The organism is Xenorhabdus koppenhoeferi (genome assembly GCF_900116635.1).
Lineage (GTDB): Bacteria > Pseudomonadota > Gammaproteobacteria > Enterobacterales > Enterobacteriaceae > Xenorhabdus > Xenorhabdus koppenhoeferi.
The window spans coordinates 1-17,150 of sequence record NZ_FPBJ01000008.1; the positions used below are offsets into that span (position 1 = coordinate 1).

A 17,150-nucleotide genomic window follows, 5' to 3' on the forward strand; every position below is an offset into this window, starting at 1 on the left:
ACAATGACCTTTGATAACGGCCTCGAATTTGCCGAACACGAACTGATCAGTAAAAATTTAGAGACAAAAATTTATTTTGCTCACCCGTATTCCCCCTGGGAAAGAGGGATAAATGAGAACACGAATGGATTAATCCGAGATTACTTCCCAAAAGGAACTGATTTTAATAAGGTATCAGAGCGGGAGATTAACCTTGTGGCAAACCGATTAAATAATCGCCCTCGTAAAACACGAGATTACAAAACACCGAATGAGTTATTTAAAGGAATACCCACTCATTTACTTCGTCCATTACGGTGTTGCGCTTAATATGTGAATCCAAATATGAATGATAATCAATTGTATATATAAATGAAAACTATTTTTATTTATTAGTTATTCACTTCCTTGTGATAACTACTATTATTTGATTATATTTTCACTCTTTTTTGGCGTAAACCAGATAAAATCAGCATATTCATTGTTCAAGACGATGCCTTCTTCAGCAATCATGAATACAACCATTTTTTCATTTGGTGCTATTTCTTTCACATGCTGGGGAACGCCCATCGCTTTTGCCGCGTGATATCCACCCGCAAATAATACAGCCGGTGATGGTGCTTTAACCAACTGTTCGGCCATACGTTGATCACGCATTTGCTGGATCTGAGACATAGCGGAAAGATGTTGCTCATCAATCTCTTCACCGTGGGAATTTTTAATCGTTATTTCAATGAGTCTTTTAGCTTCATCAGAGACTAATGTTGTTCTATTACCCGCTTTATGGCTTTTATATGCCTGATCAATTTCACTGCGATCCAGATTTGCAGCTAACAGCGGATAAGGTGCTTTCATCAGCTCCATAACCAAATTTCCGTACCACGCCCACGGCCAGCCCTGCTGCCATGCCAATAGTTTTTCAACGCGTTCATTCCTGACAATCGGGTTACCTTGCAGCCAATTCTTGACTTTATTCACTTTTTCTTGCTGATTCGGGTTAATCATTTCGAGTAATACGGAACCGTGGGGGCGTTTTTGATCAAGTTGCTGAACCAGCCATAACTCGATTTGGTGATGGTAGGGATTGTCGTGTTTCTCACCAACAACAATGCGAGAGTAGCCAGCCAATTGTTCAAGCAACTCATCAGGAGTGATAGCCTTCCCTGTTTTCATATCAAGCACTGCGCCGGGTTGCATTAACTCATCAGGGAGAATTTGAAATGACGTTTTAGAGGTACTTTCAGCACCATTAAGAGTTACGGCACAGCCGCCGAGTACACCAGTACCAAACAGGAGAGAACAGGCTAAAAAAGTTGATTTTATACGGGTAGATGTTTTCATATTTATTCATTATAAAAAGAAAAATTGCCCGCATATTATAGATAATGAGAATTATTTACAAATAAAGCTACCCTATTAAGCAGTGACTTAACAAGGTAGCTTACTCATTACTCTGTTCCCGATCTCATTGCTGAAGTCAGGACAGTCACACATATTATTTATAGAGGATTGGTTTGTGCTTCAACAGCAGCCAATGCCACCATATTCACGATACGACGCACAGAAGCAATCGGTGTCAGAATATGGACAGGCTTCGATACCCCCATCAAAACTGGCCCAACGGTTACCCCATCCGAGCTAGTAACCCGCAGCAAGTTATAGCTGATACGAGCCGCTTCCATACTTGGCATAATCAATAAATTTGCAGAGCCTTTCAGAGGACTGTCCGGCATGATGTCACGGCGGATACTTTCCACCAACGCTGCATCCCCGTGCATTTCACCATCAATTTCAAGTGACGGAGCCACTTGCTGAACTAATTCCAATGTCTTACGCATTTTTTGTGCTGAATCACACTCTGAAGAACCGAAACTTGAGCGTGACAATAGAGCCACTTTAGGTTCAATACCGAAACGACGAACTGTTTCAGCTGCCATGAGCGTTATTTCCGCCAATTCTTCCGGGCTTGGGTCTTCATTGACATAAGTATCAGCAATAAAAGTATTCCCCATTGGCAACATCAGGGCATTCATGGCACCCGCAGTATGTACTCCCTGACGGAAACCAAAAACATCTTTCACAACTTGGTAATGCTCACTATAGCTGCCAACAGTGCCACAGATCAGGCCATCTGCTTCACCACGATGTACCATGATGGCCCCGATCAGCGTTGGATTGCCAATCACGGCACGACGCGCCTGTTCTTGAGAAACACCGCAACGCTTCATCATTTGATAATATTCTTGCCAATATTCTTTGAAACGCGGGTCATTTTCGTTGTTGACTACTTCAAAATCTTTACCGGCTTCAATATGCAGGCCCTGCTTCTTGATCCGCATATCAATAACGCTAGGACGGCCAATCAGGATAGGGAATGCCAATCCAAGAGAAACAAGTTCCTGTGTAGCGTGCAGTACACGAATGTCTTCTCCTTCTGCCAACACAATACGTTTTTTCTCTTTTTTCGCTTGGGAGAAAATGGGTTTCATGAACAAGTTGGTTTTATAGACAAACTCATTGAGTTTCTCAATATACGCACTGAAATCAGTAATCGGTCGTGTTGCAACGCCTGATTCCATTGCAGCCTTCGCCACAGCAGGCGCAATTTTTACAATCAGGCGAGGATCAAACGGTTTGGGAATGATATATTCAGGGCCAAAGAATAGATCTTGATCACCATAAGCGGAAGCCACTTCCTGACTTTGTTCAGCCAGCGCCAAATCTGCGATGGCGCGAACACAGGCAAGCTTCATTTCTTCATTAATGGCCGTTGCACCAACATCCAGTGCTCCGCGGAAAATAAATGGAAAACACAGAACATTATTTACCTGATTAGGAAAATCAGAACGACCAGTACAAATAATCGCGTCAGGACGCACTGCTTTTGCCAGTGGAGGTAGTATTTCTGGTTCTGGGTTGGCTAATGCCATGATAAGGGGCGCTTTTGCCATAGTCTTTACCATGTCCTGTGTCAGCACACCCGGCCCTGAACAACCGAGGAAAATATCAGCATCCGGGATCACATCCGTTAATGTACGGCTGCCGTTGTCTTCAATAGCATAATCCGCTTTGGTCTTTTCCATATTTTCTTCGCGGCCACGATAGATAACCCCTTTCGAGTCACAGACGACAATATTTTCACGTTTCAGACCCAGTGCCACCAGCAGGTTCATACAGGCAATCGAAGCCGCTCCGGCACCCGATACAACCATACGCACATTGCTGATGTCTTTCTCAACGACCCGTAATCCATTTAAAACTGCGGCAGTACAGATAATGGCTGTACCGTGCTGATCATCATGGAATACAGGAATTTTCATGCGCTCACGAAGCTTCTGTTCAATGTAGAAACATTCCGGTGCTTTGATATCTTCAAGGTTGATACCGCCAAAAGTCGGTTCCAATGCAGCAATGATATCAACCAATTTATCTGGGTTGGACTCATCCACTTCAATATCAAAAACATCAATGCCCGAGAATTTTTTGAACAGAACGCCCTTACCTTCCATAACAGGTTTACCAGCCAACGCACCGATATTACCCAGCCCCAAGACCGCACTGCCGTTGGAGATCACTGCAACAAGGTTGCCACGGGCAGTATATTTATAGGCCGCCAAAGGATCTGTTACTATCTCAAGGCAAGGAGCCGCCACTCCCGGAGAATATGCCAGTGCCAGATCACGTTGTGTTGTCAGTGGCTTAGTCGGGGTAATTGTGATTTTTCCTGGCTGTGGAAATTCGTGAAAATCAAGAGCACTTTGTTTTAATTTTTCGTCCATCATCTGATCCTTTACGCGTCTGTCGAGGTAAAAATTTGCCCAGTATAATAGTTATAGAAAGTTAAATCATGATGTTAACAGCATTTTGTTCATAACCACCAAAAACAAAGGATAAAAAATAATCAAGGCATGATTTTATGTTAACCAATATTATATACACTTCGTCTTTCAAACTGCCTCTTTGTTGGCTGCACTCGCTCACCCCGGTCACCCCGGTCACATAGTTATCTATGCTCCCGGGGATTTGCTCTCTTGCCGTCGCGATACAATTTAAAATCCATTGTGTATAGATATTATCCCAAAGATACCCAATTAGAGTTATTAATTTATCAATTAATAACCTGATAAATTAATTAAAGAAGTATTTTTAAATTAGCATTTAAAATAAGCTTACAAAAACAAAATTTAATCTATAAAATATTCCTGAAATTTATTTAGAAAATTATTAGCAATTAAGGAAACGCATTTTCTTATGAATGTGAATTTTATTTCATCTATATGGATAAACCTGTTTGCGATATTTCTATTTTTATATCAGGATATATTTTCAGAATCTCATTAGCTATGATTCAATATACTCTATAAAAATCACACAGCAATTTAACATAAAGCAGAATCCTGTCTTTTATGTTTTATAAAACATAAAATCTGCATTTCTATATGGGAGAAAGAACATGCATAATCATTCAGTCATGATAGTCGATGATCATCCTATCATTCGTCACGGGCTAAAAGGTTTGATTGAATTAGAACGAGAACTTATTGTGACTGCCGAAACTGACAATGGTGAAGATGCGATTAATATCGCTTGCCAAATAAAGCCTGACATTATTTTGATAGATCTGAATATTCATGGCATTTCTGGAGTTGATACGATTAAATCTCTTCGCCGAAAAGGGCTAAGCACCTATATTCTGGTACTTTCTGATTCAGATAATCGCAGTGATATTTATGATGCAGTTGACGCAGGTGCAAATGGTTATTTATTAAAGGATATTGAACTTGACCCTCTGTTGAGCAACATAAAAAAAGCCATAGATGGCCAGTCTGTGTTCAGTGAGAAAGTCCATCAATATTTATCCACTCGCCATCTCTATATTGATCCGTTATCAAAATTAACCAAACGTGAATTGGATGTCTTAAAAGAAATTTCAGAAGGCATGACAAATAAAGAAATAGCTGACTTCCTTTTTATTTCAGAAGAGACCGTGAAAGTCCACACACGTAACCTATTGAAAAAACTTAAATCCCGCTCCCGTCTAGAAGCCACTATCATCTATCTAAAACATAGAAAAACAGTATTGATCTAACTGAGTTATTTCTTAATCTTCTCAGTTGCAACACAATTTCCCTAAATTCTTCCGATGGGGAAATTGTGGATTATGAAAAATTACAAATTAATTTACAATAAATTAATTTCAAATATAGTAAATTAATACACTATTTATTTAATTTATTATTTCCAATGGGATTTATTTATCTCTGCTCTACCATTTTTTATGGTTATCCACCGCTTGTGGTATCACATAAGGATCAGAAGAAAAAACGGCAAAGCGTGCACAGATACGTGTTATCTGGATAAACTGCCAAATTTCACGCATTATGTTGAGTATGTAAAATAAGATCAAGGATCTCACCATGTCAGATACTATTCCCCATAAAGCATTCATTCTCTACGGTATCAAAAATTGCGATACCATAAAAAAAGCACGTCACTGGTTAGAAGACCAAGAGATCCCTTATCAATTTCATGACTATCGTGTTGATGGTTTATCTTCTGAGTTACTTCAATCATTTATTGAGCACATAGGTTGGGAATCCCTTTTGAATACCCGAGGTACAACTTGGCGTCAGTTGTCTGATGAACAAAAAGCAGCCATCAATAATGCGGAGGCTGCTAAAGTACTCATGTTGGAAAAACCTGCAATAATAAAACGTCCTCTCTTAGTCTCAACCACAGAGGAAACAACAGCAGAGGAATCAGCAGAAAAGTATTTGCTCGGCTTCAAGGCCGAACAATATCAACAATACTTTCGCATGAATAGATAAGGACTCCATCATGATTTGTCCAGTCATTGATCTTGCTCAACAGTTAATCAAGCGTCCTTCCGTTAGCCCCGATGATCAAGGCTGTCAGGAGCTTATTATTCAGCGTTTGCAAAATATCGGCTTCACAATAGAACGAATGCCTTTCGGGGATACCCTGAATTTTTGGGCTTATCGTGGAACGGGAATAACGTTTGCCCTTGCTGGACATACCGATGTGGTTCCTGCTGGTGATATTTCACAGTGGCAAACACCTCCTTTTGAACCCGCTATCCGCGACGGAATGCTGTATGGTCGTGGTACAGCTGACATGAAAGGCTCCTTGGCTGCAATGGTTGTAGCCGCTGAACGTTTTGTAATGGAAAACCCGGATCATCAAGGCCGCCTTGCTTTTTTGATCACATCAGATGAAGAGGCGAAAGCGGTAAACGGAACAGTCAAAGTCATTGAAACCTTGATGTCACGCTATGAGCGTCTGGATTATTGTTTGGTAGGCGAACCTTCCAGCCAACAGCGTCTTGGCGATATTATCAAAAATGGGCGACGAGGTTCGTTAACCGCCAGTCTGACTATTTTGGGAACCCAAGGACATGTTGCCTACCCTCAACTGGCAGATAATCCTATCCACCATTCTCTGTCTTTTCTACAAGAGCTGGTCAATACCAAATGGGACAACGGAAATGAATTCTTCCCTGCAACAAGTATGCAAATCGCCAATATTCAAGCGGGAACCGGCAGCAATAATGTGATTCCGGGTAAATTATGGATTCAATTTAATTTCCGTTTTAGCACTGAATTGACAGATACCGAGATCAAGCAGCAGGTTGAAGATATGCTGAAAAAGCATAACCTGAAATATGAACTTGATTGGTGGCTATCAGGCGAACCTTTCCTGACCTGTGAAGGTGTACTTGTTGACGCGACGGTTGAGTCCATCCAGCATTTTTGTGAATATCAGCCAGAGCTATCAACCAGTGGCGGTACATCAGATGGGCGTTTTATTGCCAAGATGGGTGCCCAAATCGTAGAATTAGGGCCAATTAATGCCACAATCCATAAAGTCAATGAGTGCGTCAACGTGTCTGACTTACAAAGATTAAGCCTTATTTATCAACGCATCATGGAACAATTGATAAAATGATGACACCTGAAATGTTAACTGGCCTGTCCACAGATCATCTGGTAACACTTGCGGGTAGCCATCGTTTACAGTTCAATGCCACCAAAGCATTTCTTGCCATGCAGAAAGATGCCACCAAAGCAGGCTTTAAGTTACAACCCGCCAGCTCGTTTCGTGATTTTACACGCCAGCAAACTATCTGGAATGAGAAGTTTCGCGGTCAGCGTCCAGTTCTGGATGATAATAGCCAACCGCTTGACATCTCAAAAATGAGTGAAAGTAAAGTGAGTGAAGCCATTCTCCGCTGGTCTGCCCTGCCAGGAGCAAGCCGCCATCATTGGGGCACCGAACTGGATATATATGATCCATTTTTGCTACCGCAGGGTAAAAAACTGCTACTGGAACCGTGGGAATATGAAAATGGAGGGTATTTTGAGCCATTGACTAATTGGCTAACAGAAAACATGTCTCATTATGATTTCTATCGTCCATTTACCCGACACGATGCTGGTGTAGCTTATGAACCGTGGCATATCAGTTATTGGCCTACATCTCATAAAGCCGAAAATTTATTCAATGAACAAGTGCTACTAAGTGCTTGGCAAGATCGTGATATTGCCGGCATTGATTGGTTAAAAATCAATCTATCCTATATATTTGAAAGATACATCAGAGTTGTAGGTTAGGGTAATGGTCAGCTATACCCAATGGATTTCAAGATGCAGCGCGACGGCAAGCAGGGGCATAGCTAACTCTGTGACTGGGATGAGTGAGCGCGGCTAACAAAGCTGCAACTTGAAAGACGACGGGTATAAACACTAAGAGCCTTATGGAGGAGACTCTTAACATTCTGAGGAAAATACCATGCATTGGTTGATAAAAGATTATTGGTGGATTGTTCTGTTGGTTCTGATCGGTATTGTTATTAATGCGGTAAAAGCATTAAGTCGTGTCGATCAAAAACATTTTTTAGATAATAAACCAGACTTACCTCCACATCGGGATCTTAATGCTCAATGGGATGATGAGGACGATTGGCCTCAACAGGATCGTAAGAAATAACCCAATTTTTCCACTGATTGGCAAGTATTCTATCTATGCTTGCCAATGCGTGGGCCACTTCGGCTCTCCAATGTTTCAATAACGCCTTACGCCCACTCAACGATAAATCACGTGCGCACTGTTCAATATCTATCCGCTGTTGAAGATATTTTCGCAAAGCAGGCAATGCCAAATTGCTCATCAGCAATAGCCGCTGTAGTGCAAAATAAGAGGCGGACAAGGGGCGGTGAGCAAATGCAAACCCGGATAACTCCTGCCAATCACGCGCATTGAGTTGTTCGTCATCATCATACTTAATGGGTAGGGAAAACCCAAGCAACATCCCCAATCTCTGGGCATCGCGGGATAATTGTTGCTGTGCAGATTGAGCAAGCTGATGCCCTTGTGCACTCAACGGCAAGATAGCCATCGCGGAATAGCAACCGCTGCTTGCTTCCCGATGTGTTCCCATTCTCACCAACTGAAAACCACATTTTTGCCAAAAGGCTAAAAGTTCATCGGTATAGCCAAAACTGACAGAAAGAAAATCCAACCGATGCTTATTGGCTTCCTGACATTGTTGGGTTATCAAATGTTGGGCAATCCCGCGGCGGCGATACTGTGCTTGCACTGCGATTCGGCTAACCCGCTGTGATTTCAGTGTGGCAGCAAGTGGAAAACCACCATGTGCTGCCAAGGATTGAGCCACCAGATTTCCCCTTGGACGGCGGCGCCCTGCCCATATCTCATGTGCCAATGATGGAGATAAACCACCTTCATTTATCATCCACAGCGCCCCGATCAATTGTTGCTTATCCGCAGGGAAACAAGACCTGGCAGCAAGAAATGTCATTCCGTTACCATCCAGCAATCGACGCAAATCGAGGGGGGATGTACGGTAATGTGCACTGGTTAATAATCCATAAAATTGGCGCAATAATGTCGGTTGTTCTGACCACATGGGTTGTTTAATGGGATAAAAATTCAGTACTTTTTCAAAATTGAAATATGCGGATTGTTCATCAAACCACAACTTATTATCAAAGAGCTTTTTATCATCGAATAATAGGGCGCTGTCCAGCCAAGTTTCCAGTGGATCGTTTTCAGCCCAACGCATTGGTGTTTTCAATTCCCGAATTTGGCATTCAGGTAATTCAGCACAAAGTTTCAACAAAAAGCCCCGCCCCGTACCTTCATAGCCCTGAACTGTTGAAGTCAGCAGTACCCGTGGAAAATATCGTATCAATTCAGACAGCTGTGGTATTGGGATCGCCGCAGCTTCATCAATCAGTAACCAGTCAACGTTATTTTTATTTTCCTTACCATTTTTTTTCAATCGGCAATATTTCAGTAAATTATCTACCGACCAAAATGGCGTTTCTTGCTCTGAAGAACCCTGTTCTGAAAGCCCAGAGTAATGCAGGATCACCTCTGTGGTAATTTTTGCAGGCGCACATAACCAGCATTGACCATGCCAATGCCGCACCAACATTCCCGCCAATGCGGATTTTCCACGCCCTCTCGGAGCAGTAATAACCCAAACACCTCGTGAAACCTGTGACAGTTCATCCAAAATAGCTTGCTGACTAACTGTTGGATTCCCGTCAGGCATCTGCCACAACTGAGCCTGAGGCAAGGGCTGCGCCCTGAAAGGAATTTCCTGTCGCCATAATAAGACATTAGGAAATGCGAGGATCTGCCGCTGAATATGACGAATAAAATGAGGTGTCGGAATAATCCCGCCCGACTCATTCCAGCGCGAGCTATCTTCGTCCGGTTGTTCAGTCCACTGTAACCAAGGGGGTATACGCATAACCAACCAACTCCCTGCTTTCAGGGCACCAGCCAGTATTGCCAACGCCTCAGCATTAAAACCACGAGTCGCATCAAAAATACCATGCACAAATTCACGCCCCAGCAAACTGACAGCTTTTCTCGGTTCAATAGCCTCAGGGATATAAGATGAAACCGTTAGCCAATCCCCATGAAACTGTTTTTTCAGATGAGTAACCATCGATTCACTCCATTGAAGATCACCACTCAATACGACTAAACGGCGATGACCCTGTTGTTGCATCTGTGCTTGCAACCCTGCCCATTCACTATCCAGCACATTTTCCAACACAATCATGACCTACCAATCAACATTGATAAAATACCGGCAGCAATCAGTGGGCCAACGGGAACTCCCCTAAATAGAGCCACACCCAATATTGTGCCGACCAATAACCCCGCCACTGTGGACGGTTGACTGGACATTAAAGCTACGCCACGGCTTCCCAGCCATGACACAATTACACCAACAGCAATAGCGAGCAGGGATTTCCAATTCAGGAAGGAACTAAAAACTTCTTGTGCAGAGATTTTTCCACTTGCAATAGGAGCCATGACTCCGATGGTCAGAATCAGGATGCCTATCGTCAAGCCATACTTTTCCACCCAGGGAAAAAACTGATTTAATGGTGTGATGCGAACCACCAGCAAAAATAGCATGGCGAAAGTGACAGTCATGTTATGGCTGATAATACCAAGCCCTGCCAGCACGAGTAAAATAAGTAACGTCGGATCAATATGGCTCATGGATTTTTAATTTCCTACAAAATAAGTCTTACAAGACAAAATTTGATGTCTTCACTACACCAGTACTGCAGACAACATAGATTCTGACATGGTGAAGAATCATAAATGGATGAAAATAGAATCAAATGGGTTAATCATGTAGCAATTCGTGTTTTTTAATATCCTTGCTTTAAATAGTAACAATGATAAATAATTACAAAACCTGAGCATGATATAATCTTGACTCTTGATAATAGAAATATCACAGCAGGAATAATTTACTCATAACATCAGTAAAAAATCGAATTAATCATGCTTTACTGATAAATATCAATACAATTACCAAGGTGAATGCGGAAAGGTTGTAAGAAATGCCTTGCAAACAGGATGCGTTCGTATAATCAATATGAGAAAACTAATATTCTCCATCATGATCTGTGTTCCATTAACGGCCTGCACCACCCAATGGGTACCCGCAACAGGTAACCCGACACCTTTCAATGAAGCAAACCAAATATGTAACGATGTCTCATCAAGACTATTTCCTGTAAAAAATGAGGTTGCACAAAAATCAGTGCTCCAGACAGTGCGACAATCCTGTGTGAATGGTGTCAAGTACGAAAAAGATTGTTATTACAATCAGAGCGTTCCTGTCACTGAAAGCTACGTTATTGATGTGAATCGAGATTCCAGAAACCAATACTATTACAATTGCATGCAGCAAAAAGGCTGGAAGCAAAAAATTAAATACCTGTTCTAATGTTCACCAAACCAGCAAATAACCGCAAGATGCCCTGTATAACTCAGGGCATCCTTTTATTTTACGCAATAAATTTTAAGTAATCGTTTGCGTTATTAGTCCAAAATAACACCAATGCGGTGTGCGACTTCCTCATAGGCTTCAATTAAACCACCAAGGCTCTGTCGGAAACGATCTTTGTCCATTTTGTCCATTGTCTGCTTATCCCATAAGCGGCTGCCATCCGGTGAAAATTCATCTCCCAATACGACCTGACCTTTGAACAGACCAAATTCCAATTTGAAATCCACCAAAATTAAACCAGCATCATCAAACAATTTACTCAATACGTCATTGGCTTTATAACTGAGGCGTTTCATCTCAGACAGATGCGCTTTGCTAACCCAACCGAATGTTTCGCAATAAGATTCATTAACCATTGGGTCATGCTTGGCATCATTTTTCAGGAACAGATCAAACAGGGGTGGATTAAGCACTATGCCCTCTTCAATGCCCAATCGCTTCACGAGGGAACCCGCAGCACGGTTACGAATAACACACTCTACGGGTATCATATCGAGTTTTTTCACCAAAGATTCATTATCTGACAATAGCTGTTCCATTTGCGTCGGGATGCCCGCTTCTTCCAGTTTGCTCATGATGAAATGGTTGAATTTATTATTCACCATCCCCTTGCGATCAAACTGTTCAATGCGTTCACCATCCAATGCTGATGTATCATTACGGAATTCCAGTACAAGCAGGTCAGGGTTATCAGTGGCGTACACCGTTTTTGCCTTTCCACGATACAACTCAGCTTTTTTCTGCATTTTATACTCCAGAAATGTGTGACATCTTTAAACGTAAAAAAATCAAACAAAAAATTTAACTCAATATATAAAGGGGCCTTAGGCCCCTTTATATATTACTTGTTTGTGGATTTGCTAAATGCGGCTTCCAGCATAGCCACCATTTGATCATTTTCAGACTGGGTCAGCGGTTTACCTTTCTCGCTGATAAATTGCAGGCTGCTTCGGTTATCCAAATCACCTACCTGTAATTTGTAACTACCTTCGCTGATGGAGGGTTCTTCTACTCCCAACGCTTTCCAATCCGAAGAACTACGTCCTTTGTAAGTCACGGCTATCGAACCTGTCGAGCGAGTACGATCCGTTACTTGCATTCCTACGCTTTCCAACGCATATGGCAATCTGTTCCAGACTAAGTTGTATGGCGCACGAACAATAATTTGTGCTAATCCTGTGTTATCACTGCCACTTTGTACGGTTAACGCGCCAGAATCTTTGGCATTATTCTGACTGGCTTCCTCTTGTTTCTGACTTAAACCATCAGCTAATTCATTAAGCATCAAGACATTGTAACGCTGGATTTCTGCCGGATCTGTGATATTTTTTTCACCCTGTTTCAATCCATCATTCGAAACAGACAACGTTGTTTGGTAATTTTGTTCAGCAACCGAAATGTGATAACGCCCTTGATAAGGAATATTTTCATCCGAACGTTGCCATGTGATCCAATCAGTCGTCAATGTTCTGGCTGCATCATCTTTTTGACTGATCTGATAATTTTTCTTCACCAACAAATCATTTACCTGTGACCACAACTTGCTGTATTCCGAGGTATTTTCAAGCAACAATTTACTGCTTTGTGCGCTATTCTCAACACGGGAGCCGGTCAATAACGCAAGAGCCTGCAAGGGTGGACGAATATCCAATTCTTTACCCACTGCGCCTGTTGAAGTCGCTGATGGAATATCATATTCACCGTTTTGTAACGGTAAAGTCATTCCCTCAGGGATGCTCAATATTTTAAGGGGAGGGGTTTCAAGATAGGATTCATCTCCGCTTACCTGACGTTTATAGCTCTGATCGCTGGAGCAAGCTGCCAAAAAAACCACCAATGACAGGCCAGCAATCTTCATGACCTTCGATTTTTGCAATAATGTTGCCATTAAAATTCCCTAAATTTTACAGTAATCCAGTCACTTTCAAGGCATTGCCAACTGGAATTTGCCCTTCTTGCGTCAGCGGAATCATTGGCAGACGCAGTGTGTCATCGGCAATCAATCCCAGTTGACGGCAAGCCCACTTGACTGGCGTCGGGCTAGGTTCAACAAATAATTTATGATGCAATTCCATCAATCGGCTGTTCAAGCTACGAGCCTTCAAAAATTCGCCCTGCCCAGCCAATTCACACATCTGTGCCATTTCCGCTGCTGCAACATTCGCCGTCACAGAAATAACCCCTTTGCCGCCAAGCTGCATGAAATCGACAAAAGTTGGATCATCACCACTTAGCAAAATGAAATTTTCATCATTAACCAATTCTTGGATCTGACTAACACGACTTAAGTTCCCCGTCGCTTCCTTAATTGCAACAATATTTCTTAATTTCGCCAGGCGAGCGACCGTCGGCGGCAGTAAATCACATCCAGTACGAGATGGCACATTATACAGAATTTGTGGTAAGTCAGTATTCTCAGCTATCGCTTTATAGTGTAGATATAATCCTTCCTGTGATGGTCTATTATAGTAAGGTGTCACTGTCAGGCAACCCACAACGCCCGTGTTTTCGAAACGGTTAGTCAGAGAAATAGCTTCAGCCGTGGCATTCGCCCCTGTACCCGCAATCACAGGAATGCGCCCATCGGCCATTTCCAGTGTTGCCAGTACGACATCAACATGTTCATCATGGCTAAGTGTTGCACATTCGCCTGTTGTTCCAACAGACACAATCGCAGATGTACCATTGGCGATATGATAATCAACCAATTTTTTCAAACTGCCTTTATCGATCTGACCAGCGGAATCCATTGGCGTTATCAATGCAACTATACTGCCTGTAAAACCAGAATGTTCGCTCACCATTGCCATTTCCTCTTAATTAAGCCTTAAACCGCACATGAGAGGTTCATGGTACTTTCTTGTTATACAGAAGAAAACTCTTTAGACACGCGATTTCGATGAATTTTGTTAATACCAAGTGTAGCCGATTAAACAAAAATTATAATCGTGTTCTCAAGACAAATACGATTGACCTTCTCTTGATCATTTTTTATGTTTAAACAGAACATATACACAGCAAGCACCTAATACAATTAAAGGAAAATCGCTTTGCCAACATCAGAACAACACTTTTTAGTGATCACTGCTCTCGGTACAGATCGTCCCGGCATTGTCAATACCATTACCCGCCTTGTCAGTACATGCGGCTGTAATATTGAAGATAGCCGTTTAGCAATGTTTGGCGAAGAATTTACCTTTATTATGTTGCTATCCGGTAGCTGGAATTCAATTACGCTGATCGAATCTATTTTGCCACAGAAAGGCGCAGAACTTGAGTTACTCATTGTGATGAAACGGACCCGGTGTGGTGTTCAGAAAAAATTTCCTTCAACGATTACTGTTAAAGTTGATGTTGATGATTTTCCAGGAATTGTTGAACGTTTTACCAGCCTGTTCACAACTCAGAATCTTAATATTGCTGAGCTGGTATCAAAAACTCATCCCACCGAAGGAAAAAAACCAGCCCGCCTGCAAATTCAAATTACGGGCCATCATCCATTGGATGATAACGGTACAAGATTTAAAGAAACCTTTCACCATCTGTGTGCAGAACTAAATGCGCAGGGCAGCATTAATGTACAAAACCATTTAGAATCATAGAAATTCATTTAAATAGTTTGAAAGACGAAGTGTATAGTAGTATTAGCGTACAAAATCATTCAAATCAAAACGATCAAACGGAGAATGCGTAATGAGTCCATTGAAAGCCGGTGATAAGGCCCCTCAATTCAGCCTTCCTGATCAAGATGGAGAAACCATCAATTTATCTGATTTCAAAGGTCAACGGGTTTTAGTTTATTTTTACCCTAAAGCAATGACACCAGGCTGCACCGTTCAGGCGTGCGGTTTGCGTGATACGATGAATGAACTGAAGAGTCTCAATGTTGAAGTGCTGGGCATAAGTATAGATGCATCTGAAAGACTATCCCGCTTTGCAGAAAAAGAGCGGCTGAATTTCACATTGCTTTCTGACGTTGAACATAAAGTTGCAGAACAATTTGGCGTTTGGGGAAAGAAACAGTTTATGGGGAAAACCTATGACGGAATTCACCGCATCAGTTTCTTGATTAATCCACAAGGCGATATTGAACACACTTTTGATACATTCAAAACCAGTACCCATCACCAGGTTGTACTCGACTACCTGAAACAACACTTATCGTAAACCAGTAATAATCAGATGACATAATTCACTCCCGCAATCCAATGTAACTGAGGGAGTGAAATTCAATTCCGCCTGAGACGTTCTTGAAAAGCTAATATTATCTCTGGAATGGCAAATAGCTAATTAGAGCGCTTTGTTTTACGAGGATAATTTTATGAGAATCGCCTTATGAAAAAAAACACGCCGCAAAAAACCCTGATAGCCTTATTTATCAGCCTGTTACTATCGGGAAATACTTCAGTTTTCTCCGCACCAACTGAAGATTCACTGCCCGATATCGGTACCACGGCTGGGGCAACCCTCAGTATCAACCAAGAAATGGTAATGGGTGATTTGTATATACGTTTGATACGTGCTCAGGCACCACTGATTTATGATCCTTTATTGACTCAATATATTAACAAACTGGGTCAAAAATTAGTCAGCCACGCCGATTCAGTAAAAACCCCTTTCCACTTCTATCTGATCAACAATCCCAATATTAACGCTTACGCTTTTTTCGGCGGTAATGTAGTGCTCCACTCAGCACTACTGCGCTATAGCAGCAATGAGAGTGAACTAGCATCTGTCATGGCCCATGAAATTTCTCATGTGACGCAACGGCATTTAGCCCGTTTAATGGAAGAGCAGCAGCGCAAAAGCCCCTTTGCCTGGGCCGGAACTCTTGGCGCTATCCTGCTTATGATGGCCAATCCACAAGCAGGGATGGCGGCACTCAGCGGCACACTTGCAGGTTTCCAGCAAGGTATGATCAGTTTTACTCAATCAAATGAACAAGAAGCCGACCGTATTGGAATGCGAACTCTCAGCCAGGCAGGATTTGATCCGAATGGTATGCCTGACTTTATGCAAATTCTGGCAGATCAATCCCGCTACAGCTCAAAGCTACCTGAGATACTATATACTCATCCATTACCTGACAGCCGTTTAGCTGACGCACGTAACCGTGCAAATCAATATCCAACTAAGTCTGTCCCTGAGTCTCAGTATTTTCTGCTCGCTCGCGTCCGCATTCTGACAATGTATTCAACAGAACAGCGCCCCTATATTGAGCAATTATTGAATAAATATAGCCAAGGCACTGCCAAAGAACAGATTGCTGCTGCCTATGGACGAGCTATTTTGCTTTCCCAAGATAAAAAATTTACTGAAGCCGGAACAGTATTATCACCATTATTGGATAAACAGCCGAATAATAATTGGTTTATTGATACCATGACGGATATCGATATCGAAAAAAAGCAATATACCAGCGCGATTAATCGCTTGCAGGATGCCCTTAAGAAACAAAAAAACAATCCGGTGCTGCAAATCAATCTTGCAAATGCTTACTTTCAGGCCAAACAGTACCCGCAGGCATCACAACTCCTGTTTCGTTATACGTTCAATAATCCCAATGATTTCAATGGCTGGTCATTATTGATAGACGTTGCCGAAAAACAAGGTAAACAGGCTGAAAAATTGGCTGCCTATGCTGAAACCCTGGCACTGCAAGGTAAATTTGACATGGCTATTGAATACCTCGGTAAGGCCAGTGCGTTAGCAAAATTGGGGAGTTATGATCAAGAACGGTATGATGCCCGTATTGATCAATTACGCCAACTACAAGAAAGTTATAGCCAATATAAGAAATGAG

The 17,150-nt window shown here is 42.0% G+C and carries 17 protein-coding genes; 10 read left to right on the forward strand and 7 right to left on the reverse strand.

The annotated features are described in order from the left end of the window. Positions 1 to 309: IS30 family transposase (locus tag BM329_RS04025; protein WP_143101206.1), on the forward strand; the 309-nt coding region annotated here is incomplete at its 5' end. A 93-nt stretch (positions 310 to 402) separates the two neighbouring features. Here the strand turns inward: BM329_RS04025 and BM329_RS04030 are convergent. Both BM329_RS04030 and maeB read right to left on the reverse strand, forming a co-directional pair. Continuing rightward, complete coding sequence (locus BM329_RS04030; protein ID WP_092549281.1) at positions 403 to 1,320, reverse strand: ChaN family lipoprotein; 918 nt, start codon at positions 1,318 to 1,320, stop codon at positions 403 to 405. Positions 1,321 to 1,478: 158 nt separating this feature from the next. Continuing rightward, a complete protein-coding gene (gene maeB, locus BM329_RS04035; RefSeq protein WP_092549284.1) occupies positions 1,479 to 3,758 on the reverse strand; it encodes an NADP-dependent oxaloacetate-decarboxylating malate dehydrogenase in 2,280 nt (759 codons plus the stop codon). 674 nt (positions 3,759 to 4,432) lie between these two features. Between maeB and BM329_RS04040 the strand changes: the two genes are divergently transcribed. The 5 genes from BM329_RS04040 to BM329_RS04060 all read left to right on the forward strand — a co-directional run bounded on the left by BM329_RS04040 (position 4,433) and on the right by BM329_RS04060 (position 7,986). Next, entirely contained in the window at positions 4,433 to 5,068 is a 636-nt protein-coding gene (locus tag BM329_RS04040; RefSeq protein WP_092549287.1) for a response regulator, read from the forward strand. A 328-nt stretch (positions 5,069 to 5,396) separates the two neighbouring features. Beyond that, entirely contained in the window at positions 5,397 to 5,807 is a 411-nt protein-coding gene (locus BM329_RS04045) for an ArsC family reductase (protein WP_092549290.1), read from the forward strand. A 10-nt stretch (positions 5,808 to 5,817) separates the two neighbouring features. Beyond that, positions 5,818 to 6,945: a succinyl-diaminopimelate desuccinylase gene (dapE, locus tag BM329_RS04050; RefSeq protein ID WP_092549293.1), complete on the forward strand. Its 1,128-nt coding sequence runs from the start codon at positions 5,818 to 5,820 to the stop codon at positions 6,943 to 6,945. Then, complete coding sequence (locus BM329_RS04055; protein ID WP_092549296.1) at positions 6,942 to 7,610, forward strand: M15 family metallopeptidase; 669 nt, start codon at positions 6,942 to 6,944, stop codon at positions 7,608 to 7,610. Before dapE ends, BM329_RS04055 begins: the two co-directional genes overlap by 4 nt. A 178-nt stretch (positions 7,611 to 7,788) precedes the next feature. Then, positions 7,789 to 7,986 carry a YpfN family protein gene (locus BM329_RS04060; RefSeq protein WP_092549299.1) on the forward strand — a complete coding sequence of 66 codons (198 nt, stop codon included), beginning with the start codon at positions 7,789 to 7,791 and terminating at the stop codon, positions 7,984 to 7,986. Here BM329_RS04060 and BM329_RS04065 read toward each other — a convergent pair. Together BM329_RS04065 and BM329_RS04070 are read right to left on the reverse strand one after the other, a co-directional pair. Next, positions 7,931 to 10,096 (reverse strand): tRNA(Met) cytidine acetyltransferase TmcA, encoded by a 2,166-nt coding sequence (locus BM329_RS04065; RefSeq protein WP_092549302.1) that lies wholly within the window; start codon positions 10,094 to 10,096, stop codon positions 7,931 to 7,933. The two genes, BM329_RS04060 and BM329_RS04065, sit on opposite strands and share 56 nt — an antisense overlap. After that, positions 10,093 to 10,545, reverse strand: coding sequence for a DUF441 domain-containing protein (locus BM329_RS04070; RefSeq protein ID WP_092549305.1), 453 nt, complete (start codon positions 10,543 to 10,545; stop codon positions 10,093 to 10,095). The genes BM329_RS04065 and BM329_RS04070 overlap by 4 nt, the downstream gene beginning before the upstream one ends. A gap of 385 nt (positions 10,546 to 10,930) precedes the next feature. Between BM329_RS04070 and BM329_RS14650 the strand changes: the two genes are divergently transcribed. After that, entirely contained in the window at positions 10,931 to 11,284 is a 354-nt protein-coding gene (locus BM329_RS14650; RefSeq protein WP_177216179.1) for a hypothetical protein, read from the forward strand. Between the two features lie 95 nt (positions 11,285 to 11,379). Here the strand turns inward: BM329_RS14650 and purC are convergent, their stop codons facing one another. From purC to dapA, 3 genes are all read right to left on the reverse strand, one after another. Beyond that, on the reverse strand, positions 11,380 to 12,093 hold the full coding sequence (gene purC, locus BM329_RS04080; RefSeq protein ID WP_092549308.1) for a phosphoribosylaminoimidazolesuccinocarboxamide synthase: 714 nt from the start codon (positions 12,091 to 12,093) through the stop codon (positions 11,380 to 11,382). A gap of 95 nt (positions 12,094 to 12,188) precedes the next feature. Beyond that, positions 12,189 to 13,235: an outer membrane protein assembly factor BamC gene (gene bamC / locus BM329_RS04085; RefSeq protein WP_092549311.1), complete on the reverse strand. Its 1,047-nt coding sequence runs from the start codon at positions 13,233 to 13,235 to the stop codon at positions 12,189 to 12,191. Positions 13,236 to 13,251: 16 nt separating this feature from the next. Further along, positions 13,252 to 14,151 (reverse strand): 4-hydroxy-tetrahydrodipicolinate synthase, encoded by a 900-nt coding sequence (dapA, locus tag BM329_RS04090; protein WP_092549314.1) that lies wholly within the window; start codon positions 14,149 to 14,151, stop codon positions 13,252 to 13,254. A 246-nt stretch (positions 14,152 to 14,397) separates the two neighbouring features. Between dapA and BM329_RS04095 the strand changes: the two genes are divergently transcribed. The 3 genes from BM329_RS04095 to bepA all read left to right on the forward strand — a co-directional run bounded on the left by BM329_RS04095 (position 14,398) and on the right by bepA (position 17,149). Beyond that, positions 14,398 to 14,949, forward strand: coding sequence for a glycine cleavage system transcriptional repressor (locus tag BM329_RS04095; RefSeq protein WP_092549317.1), 552 nt, complete (start codon positions 14,398 to 14,400; stop codon positions 14,947 to 14,949). Positions 14,950 to 15,040: 91 nt separating this feature from the next. Then, positions 15,041 to 15,514, forward strand: a complete 474-nt coding sequence (bcp, locus tag BM329_RS04100; RefSeq protein ID WP_092549320.1) for a thioredoxin-dependent thiol peroxidase — start codon at positions 15,041 to 15,043, stop codon at positions 15,512 to 15,514. 168 nt (positions 15,515 to 15,682) lie between these two features. After that, entirely contained in the window at positions 15,683 to 17,149 is a 1,467-nt protein-coding gene (gene bepA, locus BM329_RS04105; RefSeq protein ID WP_092549324.1) for a beta-barrel assembly-enhancing protease, read from the forward strand. Position 17,150: the final 1 nt, after the last annotated feature.

Coding starts and splice junctions, on each gene's coding strand:
- BM329_RS14650 (WP_177216179.1), top strand. CDS start 10,931: ATGAGAAAACTAATATTCTCCATCATGATCTGTGTTCCATTAACGGCC.
- BM329_RS04070 (WP_092549305.1), bottom strand. CDS start 10,545: ATGAGCCATATTGATCCGACGTTACTTATTTTACTCGTGCTGGCAGGG.
- maeB (WP_092549284.1), bottom strand. CDS start 3,758: ATGGACGAAAAATTAAAACAAAGTGCTCTTGATTTTCACGAATTTCCA.
- BM329_RS04060 (WP_092549299.1), top strand. CDS start 7,789: ATGCATTGGTTGATAAAAGATTATTGGTGGATTGTTCTGTTGGTTCTG.
- BM329_RS04040 (WP_092549287.1), top strand. CDS start 4,433: ATGCATAATCATTCAGTCATGATAGTCGATGATCATCCTATCATTCGT.
- BM329_RS04055 (WP_092549296.1), top strand. CDS start 6,942: ATGATGACACCTGAAATGTTAACTGGCCTGTCCACAGATCATCTGGTA.
- bamC (WP_092549311.1), bottom strand. CDS start 13,235: ATGGCAACATTATTGCAAAAATCGAAGGTCATGAAGATTGCTGGCCTG.
- dapA (WP_092549314.1), bottom strand. CDS start 14,151: ATGGTGAGCGAACATTCTGGTTTTACAGGCAGTATAGTTGCATTGATA.
- bepA (WP_092549324.1), top strand. CDS start 15,683: ATGAAAAAAAACACGCCGCAAAAAACCCTGATAGCCTTATTTATCAGC.
- BM329_RS04030 (WP_092549281.1), bottom strand. CDS start 1,320: ATGAAAACATCTACCCGTATAAAATCAACTTTTTTAGCCTGTTCTCTC.
- bcp (WP_092549320.1), top strand. CDS start 15,041: ATGAGTCCATTGAAAGCCGGTGATAAGGCCCCTCAATTCAGCCTTCCT.
- purC (WP_092549308.1), bottom strand. CDS start 12,093: ATGCAGAAAAAAGCTGAGTTGTATCGTGGAAAGGCAAAAACGGTGTAC.
- dapE (WP_092549293.1), top strand. CDS start 5,818: ATGATTTGTCCAGTCATTGATCTTGCTCAACAGTTAATCAAGCGTCCT.
- BM329_RS04065 (WP_092549302.1), bottom strand. CDS start 10,096: ATGATTGTGTTGGAAAATGTGCTGGATAGTGAATGGGCAGGGTTGCAA.
- BM329_RS04045 (WP_092549290.1), top strand. CDS start 5,397: ATGTCAGATACTATTCCCCATAAAGCATTCATTCTCTACGGTATCAAA.